Raw genomic sequence first — 14447 nt, 5'->3', positions numbered from 1 at the left:
TGGTCGCCGCTAATGCGGGGACACCAGGGACCGGATCGCCGATGCCGGCGGCCGCTGCACCATCGCGTCCGCATCGGGGAAGGGAACCGTCATCACCGTCCGGTCGACGCGGGGTCGCGTCACCGTCGGCTCCAGCAGCGGGAGGACTCCGGCGATGTCGAGGACCCGCCGGACGAAACCCGTCGCTCCGGTGATCTGCAGGTCGACGCCGGCGTTCGCGGCGGCGGCGCGGCACCGCAGCAGGGCGCCGGTGCCGGCCATGTCGAGAAAGGTCAGATGGTGCAGGTCGACGAGAAGGAAACGCTTGCCGCTGCCGGCGGCGATCTCGACCGCCTCCGTGACAGCGTCCACGCCGCTGATGTCGAACTCGCCGTGCAAGGTGATCACCGCAGCGCGGCGGTACCGGTCGTCGATGGTGATGAACACGGATGCAGTCATGGGCCCGGCCCCCTGTGAGCTGGCCCCGCCGGTCCGCCTGACGGATCGACGGGAACGTCCGGCACGGACACGTGCCGGAGGCGACGACCCGGACAGGTCGTCGGTCTGCACTCACCATGCCGTTCAGCCGGGCGGCGGCGAATCCGTGGCGATCGCCTATTTGCCGGAGAGCAACTAGCAGGAAGGCCCGACGGGAAACCGTCCCGCCGGGCCCACTGTCACTGTCGTGCGCCCAGCACGGCGACAGGGTGTTCGCGGGTGGCCGCCCGGGTGGCCACGGTGCTGGTCACCCCGGTGACCAGCACCGTGCCGGCCACGACGGCGCTCGCCAGCAGCCACGGTACGTCCACCGTGACCGCGCCCGTCACGGCGGCGGTCGTGGCCATCACCGCGATCAGAGTTCCGGCCGCCGCCAGCAGACCGAGAAGCAGCCCGGCCACGGCGACCGCGATCGATTCGAGGACCGCCGCGCGGACCACTTGCCCACGGGTGAATCCGGTGACGCGGACGGCGGCGAACTCGCGCGGCCTCGTCGCGCCCGCGACGACGACCGAGTTGATCACTCCGATCAGCGCGTACAACCCGCCCAGACCCATCACCATGATCAACACACCGGTGCTGGTGGCGGTACGGGCCACGCTGTCCCTCTCCAGCCAGGCGTTCAGGTCGGAGACCGTGCCGACGCCGGTGAGGGCGGCGGCCATCTGCTGCCGGGGCACCCCCGGCGCCAGTTGCACGAAGGTGTGCGACGGCACGCCGGCAAGCTGCTCCTCCGGCACCACCTCAGCCGGCAGCAGCACGGTCGCGCCGCCACCGATGGCTTGCGGTACCGCGGCGACGACCGGCAGCGGACCCAGATCGCGGTCGCCGACGCGTACGCCCACGGTGTCGCCCGGGGAGAACCCGTCGGCCCCGGGTCCGGCCGCCACCGCGCCTTGGCGCAACGCGGTCAGGTCGCCGGTGCCGGGGTGGGTCCGCACGTACGAGACGGGGTCGACGAGAAGCGCGGTGGCGGACCGGGTGTAGGCCAGGTCGCCACTCCCGGTGGTCAGCGCGATCGGCACCTCCACCTCGGTCGACGCGCCGGCGACACCGGGTGTGGCGGCGACCCGGTCGCCGGGCGGCTGCGGCGCGTCGATCACCAGGTCGGCGGAGATCCACCGCTGCTGCTCCTGCCGGCCTGCGGCGGTGAACGACGACGACGCGGCGGCCTGACCGAGCAGCAACCCGACCAGGACGATCACCGGTGCGGCGGTGGACGCGGTACGGCGGCGGTCGTCGCGCAGGTTCGCCGCCGCGAGCTCGCCGAGCACACCCGCCGCTCGGACCGGGATCAGCCGGGCCACCGCCGGCACCAGCGACGGCCCCAGCAGGGTCAGCCCGATCGCCGCGCAGACCGACACGTTCATCGCCATGGCCTGCCCACCGACGGCCCCGCCCACCGGCGACAGCCCGATCAGGGTGAGGGCACCCGCCAGGAACAGCAGCCCGGTCAGCCGCCGGGCGGTGGTCATCACCCGGGTCGCCTCCCCGGTCTCCCGCAGCGCGTCCAGCGGCCGCACCCGGGCGGCGCGGCGGGCGGCGAGGGACACCCCGGCCACGGCCAGAACCACGCCGGTGCCCACCGAGACGGCGACGATCCAGAGCTGCCATCGGCCGGAGAACCCGTCCGGCACGAAGCCCAGCCGGTGCAGCAACCAGGTCTGTACCGCCATGAGGCCGACACCGACCGGCACGCCCAGCGCCGAACCCACCAGGCCCAGCAGGGTCGCCTCGGCGAGCAGCAGCCGCCGGATCTGCCGCCGTGCTCCACCGACCAGCCGCAGCAGTGCCAGTTCCCGGCGTCGCTGCTCGACCGTGAACGCGAAGGTGGAGCTGATGATGAAGACCGCGAGCAGGGCCGCGAAGCCCAGTGTCACGCCCAGCAGCGCCACCGCCGCCTCGGTGCTCGCGTCGAACCGCATGCGGGCGAGCGCTGTCGCGCCGGCCGGAGCGCCGGTGCCGGCCGCCGAGATCAGGAGCAGCAGCGACGACTGCACAAGCGCCACGCCGAGGCACACCGTCAGCACCGCTCCGGCGAACAGCGTCCATCGTTCGCGGAAACCCGCCCAGCTCAGTCGGAGCATGTCACGCCTCCAGGGCGACGAGGCGGTCCGCGACGGCACGAACGTCGGCGCCGGCAAGACGGTCGACGATCCGGCCGTCGCGCAGGAACACGACGGCGTCGGCGCGGGCGGCGGCAGCGGGATCGTGCGTCACCATCACGATCGTCTGCCCGTTGTCGGCGGAGGTCCGCAGCAGTCGCAGCACGTCACGGGCAGCACTGGTGTCGAGCGCGCCGGTGGGCTCGTCAGCGAACAGCACTTCGGGGCGCGTCACCATGGCGCGGGCGATGGCCACCCGTTGCTGCTGGCCGCCGGACAATTCCCGGGGGCGGTGGCCGGCCCGCTCCCCCAGTCCGACGGCGGCCAGCGCGTTGCGTACCTCGTCGCGCGGTGGGCGGCGCCCGGCCAGCCGCAGCGGCAGCGCGACGTTCTGCTCGGCGGTGAGCGCGCCCACCAGGTTGAAGCTCTGGAAGACGAACCCGATGCGGGTACGCCGCAGCTCCGACAGCTCGTCGTCGTCGAGGGTGGTGATGTCGGTGTCGCCGAGCATCACCCGGCCGGCGTCGACGCGTTCCAGGCCGGCGGCGCAGTGCAGCAGGGTGGACTTGCCGGATCCGGACGGCCCCATCACCGCGGTCCAGCTGCCTCGGCGGAAGCTGATGTCGATGCCGTCGGCGGCGCGGACCGCGGTGGGCCCGGCGCCGTAGGTGCGGCTGACGCCCTCCAGGGCGATCACCGTTTCTGATTGCATGTTCGTCCTGTCGCGTGGGTCACGGGTGGCGGCTCCCGACCGGCTGTCCGGCAACCGGTCGGAGCCGCCCCGCCCGACACGGGCGGCAGTGTGACGATGCAGGACGAAGCCGACGAGCGAATCGGTGAAGATCGCCTAGTCCCGGGCCCGCGGCGCTCGGGGGAAGACGCCGCGGGCCCGGGCCGCGCCGTCAGAACTCGGCGCGCAAGGAGGTGGCCGCGTCGACCCAGGTGGTGGGCTTGTTGACGTCTGCCAGTTCGATACCCTCGATGATCTTGGTCATCTCGGCGTCGGTGAGACGGCCCTCGCTCGCCACCTGGACGACGACCTTGCCGTCCACCCGGTGGGTCGTGCAGAAGCCGCTCTTGCAGGTGATCGTCGCGTCGCCCGGGCCCTGGTTGGAGTTGGCGGTGCGGCCGACGTGGACCAGGAAGCTGCCCGGCAGTTCCGCTTCGGCGACGCTGCCGAACGGCTTGGTCAGGCCGGTCGTGGCCGGTGCCGGCTTGGCGAACTTCGCACCGCCGTACTCGCCGTCGCGGGCGGTGGCGATGCCGTTGAGGCCGGGCATGGCACGCGATCCCAGCTCGACGGCCTGGTATCCGGCCGGCACGTAAGTCATCCGGAACGGCAGGGTGGCCGCGGCAGCCTTGCTGGGCTTCAGCGCCGCGACGACCTCGTGCAGTTCGGCGTCGGACGGGTCGGCCGCGCTGTTGGAGTGCGACTCCAGCACGGCCCAGCCGTCAGTGGTGTATTCCCAGGCCAGCAGCCGGTGGGTGATGTCGTCGGTGCCGCCCTTGCCGGTGAGTTGCCAGGCGGGGCGACCGGCGACGGTGAGCTGCTTCGCGTCCTGCAGCTTCGCCGGGTCGAAGGCGCCCGGCCGGTACAGCACGAGGTAGGCGGCGATGGTCTCCTGGTGCTTCCGGGCTCCCGGCTTCGAGGAGTCCGGGAGCTCCGACGCTGGTACGGCCTTGTCGTTGGTGATCCGCCCGTCCAAGTAAACCGAGGCGATCTGGTAGGCGGTGGAGGCGACAACCGGATCCTGCACGTGCCAGCGGCCGGCGTCGAACGCGGCGAAGGTGAAGGTGAACGGGTTGTCCGGGATCTCGAACCGCGGGCCCGGGGCGGGAGCGGCCACCTGCTGCTCGACCGGCTGCCGGCCGCCCGGGAACAGGTTCGGCACCGTGATCCCGGCCGCCACGACAGCCACCGCGAGCGAGGCCGCGGCGCCAGTCCACGCGGCCCGGCGCGTGCGCTGCACCCGCCGTCCCCGGTTGACGATGTCCTCCACCGTGTTGCCGTGCGGCGGTTCGCCGGCCCGGGCCAGCTCGAGCACGTCATGCATCCGCATTCGCCAACTCCTCCATCTCGCCGACCGTTACTTCGATGTCCTCGGCAGCCAACAACTCACGTACCCGGGTCAGACCTCGGGAGGTATTGCTTTTCGCGGTGCCGACGCTGGTGCCAAGCACCTGCGCGGTCTCCTCCAGGTTCAACCCGAGGTAGAAGCGCATGACGAGGGCAGCACGCTGCTTGGGCGGCACCTGCTTGAGGGCGGCCTGCACCCGCAGTTGCTCATCGGTGAGGCCGATGGTGTCATGCGACTTGATGTCGGGGAGCGCGTCGCCGGCCGATCGTTCCCGTCGCCACGGGCGCCGGACCTCCGAGATCGCTGCGCGGTACACCATGGTCCTGGCGTACAAATCGGGTCGGTCCACCTTTCCCCAGCGGGGATACAGCTTGGCCAGGGCGTTGGACACAGCGTCCTCGGCCGTGTGCCAGTTGCCGCAGGTGAGATACGCCTGCGTCCGCAGCGGCCTCAGTTGGGCGGCGACGAACTGGCGGAACTCGTCCTCTTCCTCGGCGTTCAAATTCAGCTACCTCCTTCGGCGGGGAAAAGACGCCGGCGGCGATCGAGAAGGTTGCACGACAGAGGGGGAACTCTCGGGAGATCGGCGTCACCCGCTGTGAGCAGACCGACGGGCAAGCACGTGTTCCTCCGGAGCTAGTTAGGTGATCATTAATCGCGTGGAGAACCCCACCGCACCGCCCGCGCCTGCGGCCCCCACCTCACTCGGTCCGCTGCTGCGCCGGCTGCGCGTGGCCGCCGGGCTGACCCTCGAGCAGCTCTCCGAGGCATCCGGCGTCAGTGACCGGGCCATCGGTGACATGGAGCGCGGAGTCAGCAGAGGTCCCCGAGCCAGTACCGTCGTTGCCCTGTCCGACGCCCTGCGCCTGGCGACCGGCGACCGGCACGCGCTGGCCGCGGCCGCACGAGCGGGACGCACGAGTGGCCTACCGCAAGTCGACACGCACACCGACCTGCCGTTGCCACGGGCCGTGCCCGACTTCACCGGCCGAACTGCAGAGTTGCGAAGGATCCGGGACAGCCTCCGCGATGCCGGACGACGCCGCCGGTGTCTTCTGATCAGCGGACCGCCTGGAATCGGCAAGACCTCCCTGGCCGTCGAGGCGGCGAGGCAGCTGGCCGACGAGTTCCCCGACGGCCAGTACTTCGTCGACCTGCAAGGCTTCGCCCCGGACCCGCTGAGCCCGGTCGGCATCCTGGCACGGCTCATCCGGGCGGTCGATCCGCAGGCTTCGGCAGTGCCGCAACAGCTGTCCGAAGCCACGGACCTGTGGCGCCGCGTCAGCATCGGCAGACGCATCCTCGTGGTGCTGGACAACGCCGCCGACGAGGACCAGCTACGCGCGGCGATACCGGACGACGGCCCGGCGACGGTGCTTGTCACCAGCCGCCGGATGCTGCGCGGCCTGGACGGCGTCGACCGGGTGCCCGTGGCCCCGCTGAGCGGGCCGGACGCCGTCGCGCTGCTCGAACAGCTCACACCCGGCCGCCGAACAGCAGCAGCCGATCTGCGACAGCTCGCCGAACTCTGTGCGAACGTGCCGCTGGCGATACGAGTGGCCGGCAACCGTCTAGCCATCCGCAGCCGTTGGACCGCGCGCGATCTCATCACCCGGCTGTCCGCCGACGATCGCCGGCTCGACGCTCTTACCGCAGGCGACCTGCGGGTCGGCGCCGCCTTCGCGGTGTCGTACCAGCAGCTGTCCCCGGCGGCCCAGCGGCTCTTCCGCCGGTTGCCGATCGCAGCCGGCACCACGACGAGCACAGAGGCAGCCGCCGTGCTCATCGCGCAACCGGCCAACGACACCGAGGACCTGCTCGACGAACTGGTCGAGCTGAGCTTGCTGGACCAGACAACCGCGGGCAGATTCCGCTCCCATGATCTGCTGCGCTCGTACGGCGAGTCGCGCCTGCGCCAAGAGGAGCCGCCGGAGGAGATCCGCGCGGCTGAACAGCGATGGCGGCAGTGGCTGCTGACGGCCACCATCGGCGCCGGCCGGTGGTTCGAACCTCCAGCCCCCGGCAGTGGCGACCGACCGGGAACCGGCCCGGCACAGTCAGTGGACGAGGCGGAGTCCTGGCTGCAGGCCGAGGGCGACTCCTGGTTCGCCGCCCTGACCGCAGCCGCCCGAGCCGGCGAGCATCGGCTGGTGGTAGATGTCGCCGAGTCGCTGCACTGGTACTCCGACCGCTGGCCGCACTGGCACCGCTGGCACGACGTCTTCGCCCTCTCCGCCGAGGCCGCCCGGCTGCTGGACGACGACCGGCTCCAGGCCATCCACCTCGGGTATCTCGCCTGGACCGAACTCGTCTGCCTGATCGACCACGAGGCCGCCCTCCGCCATGCCGACGAGGCATTCCTCCTCGCCCGGAGGGCCGGCGACGCCGAACAGATGGGCTGGGCGCACATCTACCGTGCTTGGGCTATCGAAGAGTCGGATCGCCCTGCTGAGGAGCACCTGGCTGCCGCGCAGGAGGCAGTCGGCTACTTCTTCGGGGCTGACGACTGGATCGGCCGGGCACAGGCTCTGATCGGACAAGGCATCGCCCTGCAGCGTCTCGGTCGCCTCGACGAGGCGATCGAGGCCTTCGAGCAGGTGGTCGTCGTGGCGCAGGGTCCGGTCACCACCCCGGTCGAGTCGATCAAGGCCGTTACGACGGTAGGGGCGCTGTGCCGGATCGCGGAGATCCATCTTCGGTTGGACCGGTGGGCGACCGCGGTACAGGTCGCCACCGGCGCGCTGTCGAGCTCGGGGCTGGCGGAATCGGCGCCGCTGCGCGGCCGGACGCTCTGGGTTCGTGCTCAAGCCCACCAGCAGCTCGGCGACGTGGCGGCCGCGAGAGCAGACCTCGAGGCGGTCCGGGACATCCGAACGGCCAGCAAGGACGCCGCGGGGCTGCGTGAGGTGGAGGAGACGCTCCGCTCCCTGTCCGCTACCGGGCGATGAGCCCCCGGCCGGCGAGCAGTTCCGCGACACCGGGGCAGCTGCGCAGTGCACTCAGGGCGCGGGCCGTCTGACTTTTGACGTTGCCGGAGGAACAACCGAGGTACGCCGCAGTCTCCTCCACCGACAGGTCGTAGACGTAGCGCAGCACCAGGATCTGCCGGCGGCTCGGTGGCAACGCGGTGAGCAGCGACACCAGGGTCCGCCGATCGGTCACCGTATCGACCTCGATCGAGGCGCCGACATGCTCGGGGACCGTCTCCACCGGCAGCTCGGCCTGCCGTGTACGGCGCCGCTCGTCGAGCAGCGTGCGGACCAGGATGCGCCGCACGTAGGCGTCGGGATTGTCGGCCGCGGACACCCGAGCCCAGTGGCGCATGATCTTCAGCAACGCGGTGGAGACGAGGTCCTCGGCCGTGTGCCAGTTGCCGCACAGCTGGTACGCGGTGCGGCGCCATCCGTCGAGCCGGTCCGACACGTATTCGCGATACCCGTCCGCGTCGCGGGTCGACGGGCAAACGTCATGACTCATTCAAGCTCTCCAGTCGGCACGGTGGGCGCTCAGCGTGCGGCTCTGGAGGTCGATCGCGTATCGGTGGTCATCGCCTAAGTGCGTACGGGGCCGGGCGCCACCGCCCCGTCAGGCTGCTCGCGCGGCTCGCGACGTGGCGCGGTAACGGCCCGGAGGTTCGTTGCGGGCTCGGTGGAAAGCGCGGCTGAAGGCGTACACAGAGGTGTAGCCGACGGCGTGCGCGATGCTGTCCAGGGTGTCGTCGGTGTCGCGCAGCCGCCGCGCGGCCAGGTCCATCCGCCACCGGGTGAGGTAGGCGCCGGGCTGTTGGCCGATGACCGCCTGGAACCTGCGGGACAGCGTCGCCCGGGACACGGCGAGTTCGGCGGCCAGATCCTCCGTCGTCCAGGGGCGGGCCGGCTCCTGGTGCAGCTTGCTGAGTGCCTCGGTCATGACCGGATCGCCGAGCGCGGCGAGCCAGCAGCCCTGCGCTTCCGGTGGCCGGGTACCGAGCCAGACCCGCAGCAGTTGGACGAGCAGGATGTCCACCAGCCGGTCGAGGATGACGGCGGTGGCGAGCTGAGGGTGCGCGAGTTCGCGGGCCAGCAGCCGCACGGTGTCGTCGAGGCAGCTGCCGCCGTTGTCGGCGGCGATGTGCACCACGTCGGGCAACAGCAGGAAGACCTGCGTCGAGACGGTGCGGTCATATCGGTAGGTGGCCCCGAGAATCCTGGTCCGGACGTCGCCGGTGCCCAGCCGCAGCACGCCGCCCGCCTGCCGTGCGGTCTCGGCAGCGGCAAGGTCGCAGGCGTGCACGGGGGTGGTCGGATCGCTGGAGATCACGTGCGCCAGCCCACCCGGCAACAGCACCACGTCGCCGGGCAGCAACCGGCGCGGCTCCCGGCCGGGGACCCGAAGCCAGGGCGCGCCACTGGTCACGGCGTAGAAGACCGCGTCGGCGTTCTCGGCCCACTGCGCGCTCCACCCGTCACCTGCCTCGATGCGCGCCGCCGTGGCGCCGCGGATGCCGGAGATTGCGAGCACATCGGCCAGGACATCCATGCCCAGAACTGTAGCGCGTTCGCGGATATCCGCCTGCCTCTCCACCTCGCATCATTGAGACAGACGGATATCTTTTCGCCGTAAATAATCATCGGCGGTGGCATCACGGCTGCATAGTCTTCAGTCATCACCACAGAACACCTAGGAGAGATGATGACCACCGACACTGTTCCCGACCGCCTCATCCCCGCCGACATCCTGGCGGCGACCACGCCGGTGGCGGTCTACGGCCTGGCGCGCATCCGGCCCGGCGCCGAGCAGCGGTTCCTCGACCTCGTCACCTCGATCATCCCGCGGGTGCGGGCCGAGTCCGGGTATGAACAGTATGAGGTCCACGTCGCGAAGGACGAGGCCGGCGCTTTCGCCTTCTACGAACGGTGGGCCTCCGGAGCGGCGCTGCTGGCCCACGTCCAGCAGCCGTTCATGCAGGAGTACTTCGCCCAGCTGCCGGACCTCATCGAGACCGACCTGGAGGCGCACTGGCTGATCCCGGTCGCCGCCTGACCGCCCGCGACACCGTCTACGTCACAGCGAGATAGCCGATGACGGGCCGAGCCACCCTTGTGATCATGGACAGTGTGGGATTCCTCGAGGAAACACCGGCCACTGTTGAGCAAGCTGAGCTCGGCCCGCTGCTACGCGGACTCCGCCTGGCCGCAGGGTTGACGCTCGAGCAGTTGTCGCAGGCGTCCGGTCTGAGCGACCGCGCCATCGGTGACATGGAACGCGGCGTCAGCAAGGGCCCGCGGGCCAGCACCGTGACCGCGATCGCCGCGGCGCTGAAGCTAAGTGTCGACGACCAGCACGCGCTGGCCGCAGCGGCCCGGGCCGGTCGGCAACGCGACCTCCCGCCGGCCGGTGGGTTCGCCGGCTTGCCGCTGCCCCGGCCCGTACCCGACTTCACCGGTCGTGCCGACGAACTGAACACCATCCGCACCCGGGCCGCGGCAGGAGAGCCGGGCCGGGCGGTCCTACTCAGTGGGCCACCGGGAATCGGCAAGACGTCGCTGGCCCTGCACGCCGCCTTCGGGCTGGCCGCGGACTTCCCCGACGGCCAGTACTTCGTCGATCTGCAGGGCTTGAGTACGCAGCCGTTGAGCCCGCTCGACGTGCTGTCCCGGCTGATTCGCGCCGTCGACCCGAGGTCGCCGGCCATTCCGCCGGTCCTCGCCGAGGCCACCGCCATGTGGCAGCGGGTCAGCCGCGGCAGGCGCATCCTGCTCGTACTGGACAACGCCGCCGACGAAGCCCAGATCGGGGCCGTGGTCCCCGGCGACGGCACCGCCGTGGCGATCGTGACGAGCCGCCGGATGCTGAGCGGCCTCGACAGTGTCGACCGGCTGCCACTGGCATCGCTGACCGAGCAGGACTCGGTGTCGTTACTCGCCCGGCTGACCGCGGGACGCGCCGCAACCAGCGGCGAGTTGCAGCAGCTGGCCCAGCTGTGCGCGCACATCCCGCTGGCGATGCGGGTGGTCGGTAACCGCCTGTCCAGCCGCCGGTACTGGAGCGTCGCGGACGTGATCGCCCGGCTGTCCCCCGGCGAACGTCGCCTCGACGCCCTGACCGCCGGTGACCTGCAGGTCAACGCCGCGTTCGCGCTGTCGTACGACCAGCTGTCGCCAGACGCCCAGCGCCTGTTCCGCCGGCTGCCGCTGGCGGCCGGCGCCACGACCGGCGTCGAGACCGCCGCCGTGCTGCTGGATCGGCCGATCCACGAGACCGAGGACCTGCTCGACGAACTGACCGAGGTCAGCCTGCTCGATGAGGCATCACCCGGCCGGATCCGTTGCCACGATCTGCTGCGCGCCTACGGCGAACGCAAGCTGAGCGACGAAGAGCCACTCGAACAGATCGAGCAGGTACGGCAACGGCTACGCGAGTGGCTGCTGACCATGGCCATCACCGCCGGCCAGTGGTTCGAACCCGACCCGGCCGCGGGCCCACCCCCGGCCACGACGACGGGGCTCGTGGCTTCCGAACAAGCCGCCGAGGCCTGGTTGCAGGCCGAGGCCGACACGTGGTTCGCCGCCCTGCGACAAGCCTTCCAGGCCGGCGAGCATCAGCTGGTGGTCGATGTCGCCGAGTCCCTGCACTGGTATTCCGACCGGTGGCTGTACTGGAGGAGCTGGCACGACATCTTCAGTCTCTCCACCGAAGCCGCCCGCCTGCTAGGCGACGACCGGTTGCAAGCCACTCACCTGGGATACCTCGCCTGGACCAGGCTGGTCTGTCTGATCGACTACGACGAGGCACTCCAACACGCCGACCAGGCGTTTGAACTCGCCTCCCGCGCCGGCGACGTCAACCAGATGGGGTGGGCACGCACGTACCGCAGCCGGGCACTGGCGAGGCTCGGCGGGCGTGCGGAGGAGCAGCTGACGGCGGCGCGACAGGCCGCCGGCTACTTCACCGAAGCCGGCGACTGGATCGGGGTGTCCGCGGCTCTGATCCATCAGGGCGTCACACTGCACGGCGGGGGCCGCCATGAGGAGGCTCTCGCCGCCTTCGAGCGCGCCGTCGCGGTCGCAGAGGACCCTGCGACCGCGACGATCGAATCCATCGCCGGCGTGACCGTCGCAAACGCACTGCGCTATGCGGCTCTCGTTCACGTGGAGCTGCGGCAGTGGGAGACCGCCGTCCAGGTCACCACCAGAGCGCTGCAGGCGTCCGGCCTGTCGGTTGCGAACCCGGCCCGGACTTGGGCCCTGCAGACCAGGGCGCAGGCCTATCGGGAACTCGGCGATCTCGCGGCGGCCCGCGCCGACCTCGAAGCGGTACGGGAGATCAAAAAGGTCGACGGTGACGTATCGGGTCTGCGCGAGGTGGAGGATGAACTACGCGCCCTGAGCTGACAGCGCTCACCGGTGGCGTTCAGGCGGCACGGCGCCGCAGGACGTAGCCGGCGTGGTGCAGCACTCCGTCACGGATCTCGCCGTACGCCCAGAAGCCGAGGTCATCGAGGTAGTCCACCCGGTTGCCGTCGATCCAGTACCGGCCCTGGTAGGCGTGCGGGCGGCCACCCCGGGTCTCGTCGTACCGGCCGTCGGGCAGCAGCTCCTGGTGCAGGAAGCCGGTCTCGTCGATCCACATCCCGGCGTACGGGTGCCCTGGGCCGCCCGGACCCGCCGGGTTCGTCGCCTCTGCCGCCGGCGGAACCACCGGTCAGCCGCGCCAGACCCGGACCTGGCCGGCGAGCAACAACGTGTCCACCACGGCGTCCGAGGTCTCCAGGGAAAACGTTCCACCCGGCGATCGGAGGACGGCGATGTCCGCCTGCTTGCCCGGGGTGAGTGAGCCACCCGCGTTGTCGTACCGGTTGTCGCGGCTGCCGGCCCACGATCCCAGGTCGATCAGGGCAGGCAGCACGACGCTGCCCGTGCAGTCGACCACGATGGCGTTGTCGTCCCCGGCTGCCGTGATCAGACCCGGCCCGACCCCGACGATCTTGTCGCCGCCGAGGAGAACATCCGCCTGGGGCCAGTCGCCCAGCATGGCGTCCAGGGTGACGACCCGCCCGCCGGTGAGCAGGACCGGCCTGGTCGAGTTACTGAGCAGGGTTTCCACGTCGGGCATGTCGTGTCGCGTCGTTGCCTGAGTGCTCACCGTGATGTCCTTCCGTTGGCCCGGGCGTACCCGGTGATCGATGTGCCGGTCGCCGCAGGAACGGGGACCGGCTGCCATCGTCGGCCGCCGTCACGGGTGATCGCCTCGGTCGGAATCGCCTATTCACGTCCGCCGGCAGCGCTGCGGGAATCCGATCGGCCTGGCACCACCTTGCTCGCTCGCCGGCCCGCGGGCTGACCGCCGGCCGGATGACCACAGCTCAGCCGACCGGTACCCCGGCCAGGTCGTAGTCGTGCTGCACCGGTTCCTGTCGCCGGGTTCGGCGGAATCGGCCCGGCGACACACCGAACTCGCGCTTGAATGCGTTGGCGAAGGCGAACTCCGAGGCGTAACCCACGCGTCGGGCGACGGTTGCCAGCGCCGCGTCCTCGCGGATCAGCAGTTGGGCGGCACAGTGGAGCCGCCACCAGGTGAGGTAGCCCAGCGGCGGCAGGCCCATGGCGGCGGTGAAACGACGGGCGAATGTGGTACGAGACAAACCTGTCAGTGCTCCCAACTCCTGCACCGTCCATGGTCGCTGCGGTGCGGCGTGCATCTGCCGCAGGGCTGCCGCCACCGCGGGATCGTCGAGAGCGGCCTGCCAGCCCGCGCCGGGGCGCCGGGACGCCTCCTCCCGCAGCCAGGCGCGGAGCACGTAGACCAGCAGCAGGTCGAGCAACGCCGGCCGGGCGGCGTCGGCGCCCGGCTGAGGATCGGACAGGTCGGCGGCGAGTAGGTCGACGGCCGATCGCAGCGCCGGGTGGTGTCCCAGCTGTGCCGGCAGGTGGATGACCTCCGGCAGGGACCGCAGGAACGGGTGCGGCTGGGCGTGGTCGAGGCGGTAGGCGCCGCACAGCAGAGCGGCACACCCGGCGTCCTCGTCGCCGTCACCGCCGTCCGGTCCGTCGGAGTCCGGCGGCAGTGCGGCGAGACTGCGATCCGGACTACCCGCGAGACCGTGCACGGCCCCGCGCGGTAACAGCACGACATCACCGGCGGAAAGCCGCACCGGCGGATCCGACTCGGTGAGCAGCCAGCAACTGCCGGACAACACGACGTGAAAGCCCATCCCGGGCTCGGGGCCGAACCGGTTGCCCCACCGGCCCAGGTGACGGGTCCGGGCGAACTTCGCCCGCCCGGTCCGCAGGGAACCGATCACCTCACTGAAGACATCCACTCATCGATAGTACTGCGCCGTGGTACGACCACGTATTAAAGCGGCCGTTTAACGCATGGAAACGCCCACCATCGGTCCTTAACGTAGAGGCAGGTCGGTAACCACGCCGGCCCAGGAAGCAAGGAGACCGACCATGTCCGCCTTCGTTGTCATCGATCTCGACATCGCCGGCCCGGAGGGTTTCCGGCAGTACGTCGAGGGCGCCGGCCCGCTGATCGAGCGGTTCGGTGGCCGCAACATCATCACCGACGAGAACGCTCTGGTCCTGGAGGGCGACTGGAAGCCATCGACTCTGGTGATCCACGAGTTCCCGGACCGCGAGACCGTCCAGCGGTTCTGGGACTCGCCGGAGTACCAGCCCCTCAAGGACCTGCGCCGCAAGCACTCCACGGTGAAGGTCGTCGTCGGCGAGAACCCCTCCTGAGTACCCGTCCCGAACGCCCGACGGCTGTGGTGCTCCGGCGCTGGACATCTCCGCGCCGGAAC

Annotated in this window: 14 protein-coding genes; 4 read left to right on the top strand and 10 right to left on the bottom strand. The window is 70.8% G+C overall.

The annotated features are described in order from the left end of the window. Positions 1-9: 9 nt before the first annotated feature. The 5 genes from AC0NH5_RS24295 to AC0NH5_RS24275 form a co-directional block, all read right to left on the bottom strand. Positions 10-438: an STAS domain-containing protein gene (locus tag AC0NH5_RS24295; RefSeq protein WP_474407796.1), complete on the bottom strand. Its 429-nt coding sequence runs from the start codon at positions 436-438 to the stop codon at positions 10-12. A gap of 218 nt (positions 439-656) precedes the next feature. Next, positions 657-2564, bottom strand: a complete 1908-nt coding sequence (locus AC0NH5_RS24290) for an FtsX-like permease family protein (protein ID WP_474407794.1) — start codon at positions 2562-2564, stop codon at positions 657-659. A gap of 1 nt (position 2565) precedes the next feature. Beyond that, on the bottom strand, positions 2566-3294 hold the full coding sequence (locus AC0NH5_RS24285; RefSeq protein WP_474407791.1) for an ABC transporter ATP-binding protein: 729 nt from the start codon (positions 3292-3294) through the stop codon (positions 2566-2568). Between the two features lie 190 nt (positions 3295-3484). After that, positions 3485-4642, bottom strand: coding sequence for a hypothetical protein (locus AC0NH5_RS24280; RefSeq protein ID WP_474407789.1), 1158 nt, complete (start codon positions 4640-4642; stop codon positions 3485-3487). After that, positions 4629-5162, bottom strand: a complete 534-nt coding sequence (locus AC0NH5_RS24275; protein WP_474407786.1) for a SigE family RNA polymerase sigma factor — start codon at positions 5160-5162, stop codon at positions 4629-4631. Before AC0NH5_RS24275 ends, AC0NH5_RS24280 begins: the two co-directional genes overlap by 14 nt. A gap of 157 nt (positions 5163-5319) precedes the next feature. Here AC0NH5_RS24275 and AC0NH5_RS24270 point away from each other — a divergent pair, with 157 nt between their 5' ends. Further along, positions 5320-7608, top strand: coding sequence for an ATP-binding protein (locus AC0NH5_RS24270; RefSeq protein WP_474407784.1), 2289 nt, complete (start codon positions 5320-5322; stop codon positions 7606-7608). Here the strand turns inward: AC0NH5_RS24270 and AC0NH5_RS24265 are convergent. Further along, entirely contained in the window at positions 7595-8137 is a 543-nt protein-coding gene (locus tag AC0NH5_RS24265) for a SigE family RNA polymerase sigma factor (RefSeq protein WP_474407781.1), read from the bottom strand. The genes AC0NH5_RS24270 and AC0NH5_RS24265 overlap by 14 nt on opposite strands. A 108-nt stretch (positions 8138-8245) precedes the next feature. Beyond that, entirely contained in the window at positions 8246-9178 is a 933-nt protein-coding gene (locus tag AC0NH5_RS24260; RefSeq protein WP_474407778.1) for an AraC family transcriptional regulator, read from the bottom strand. 153 nt (positions 9179-9331) lie between these two features. On the opposite strand from AC0NH5_RS24260, the gene AC0NH5_RS24255 reads away from it, so the two are divergent. Both AC0NH5_RS24255 and AC0NH5_RS24250 read left to right on the top strand, forming a co-directional pair. After that, positions 9332-9682: a putative quinol monooxygenase gene (locus AC0NH5_RS24255; RefSeq protein ID WP_474407775.1), complete on the top strand. Its 351-nt coding sequence runs from the start codon at positions 9332-9334 to the stop codon at positions 9680-9682. Positions 9683-9747: 65 nt separating this feature from the next. After that, on the top strand, positions 9748-12033 hold the full coding sequence (locus tag AC0NH5_RS24250; protein ID WP_474407773.1) for a helix-turn-helix domain-containing protein: 2286 nt from the start codon (positions 9748-9750) through the stop codon (positions 12031-12033). Between the two features lie 19 nt (positions 12034-12052). Here the strand turns inward: AC0NH5_RS24250 and AC0NH5_RS24245 are convergent, their stop codons facing one another. From AC0NH5_RS24245 to AC0NH5_RS24235, 3 genes are all read right to left on the bottom strand, one after another. Continuing rightward, the gene (locus AC0NH5_RS24245) at positions 12053-12340 is read right to left on the bottom strand and encodes an Atu4866 domain-containing protein (RefSeq protein WP_474407771.1); all 288 of its coding nucleotides are present in this window, start codon (positions 12338-12340) and stop codon (positions 12053-12055) included. 3 nt (positions 12341-12343) lie between these two features. Continuing rightward, the gene (locus AC0NH5_RS24240) at positions 12344-12784 is read right to left on the bottom strand and encodes a hypothetical protein (protein ID WP_474407768.1); all 441 of its coding nucleotides are present in this window, start codon (positions 12782-12784) and stop codon (positions 12344-12346) included. 220 nt (positions 12785-13004) lie between these two features. Beyond that, a complete protein-coding gene (locus tag AC0NH5_RS24235; protein ID WP_474407766.1) occupies positions 13005-13961 on the bottom strand; it encodes an AraC family transcriptional regulator in 957 nt (318 codons plus the stop codon). Positions 13962-14094: 133 nt separating this feature from the next. Between AC0NH5_RS24235 and AC0NH5_RS24230 the strand changes: the two genes are divergently transcribed. Further along, a complete protein-coding gene (locus AC0NH5_RS24230) occupies positions 14095-14385 on the top strand; it encodes a DUF1330 domain-containing protein (RefSeq protein ID WP_229068599.1) in 291 nt (96 codons plus the stop codon). Positions 14386-14447: the final 62 nt, after the last annotated feature.

This window comes from Actinoplanes sp. 13 (genome assembly GCF_056134165.1).
The sequence above is the reverse complement of the archived record's forward strand: the minus strand, read 5'-3'. Positions and strand labels throughout refer to the sequence as shown.

Bases quoted from the DNA above. Each gene is read 5' to 3' on its own strand.
- AC0NH5_RS24290 (WP_474407794.1), bottom strand. From the start codon at position 2,564: ATGCTCCGACTGAGCTGGGCGGGTTTCCGCGAACGATGGACGCTGTTC.
- AC0NH5_RS24250 (WP_474407773.1), top strand. From the start codon at position 9,748: ATGGACAGTGTGGGATTCCTCGAGGAAACACCGGCCACTGTTGAGCAA.
- AC0NH5_RS24295 (WP_474407796.1), bottom strand. From the start codon at position 438: ATGACTGCATCCGTGTTCATCACCATCGACGACCGGTACCGCCGCGCT.
- AC0NH5_RS24265 (WP_474407781.1), bottom strand. From the start codon at position 8,137: ATGAGTCATGACGTTTGCCCGTCGACCCGCGACGCGGACGGGTATCGC.
- AC0NH5_RS24280 (WP_474407789.1), bottom strand. From the start codon at position 4,642: ATGCGGATGCATGACGTGCTCGAGCTGGCCCGGGCCGGCGAACCGCCG.
- AC0NH5_RS24285 (WP_474407791.1), bottom strand. From the start codon at position 3,294: ATGCAATCAGAAACGGTGATCGCCCTGGAGGGCGTCAGCCGCACCTAC.
- AC0NH5_RS24260 (WP_474407778.1), bottom strand. From the start codon at position 9,178: ATGGATGTCCTGGCCGATGTGCTCGCAATCTCCGGCATCCGCGGCGCC.
- AC0NH5_RS24255 (WP_474407775.1), top strand. From the start codon at position 9,332: ATGACCACCGACACTGTTCCCGACCGCCTCATCCCCGCCGACATCCTG.
- AC0NH5_RS24230 (WP_229068599.1), top strand. From the start codon at position 14,095: ATGTCCGCCTTCGTTGTCATCGATCTCGACATCGCCGGCCCGGAGGGT.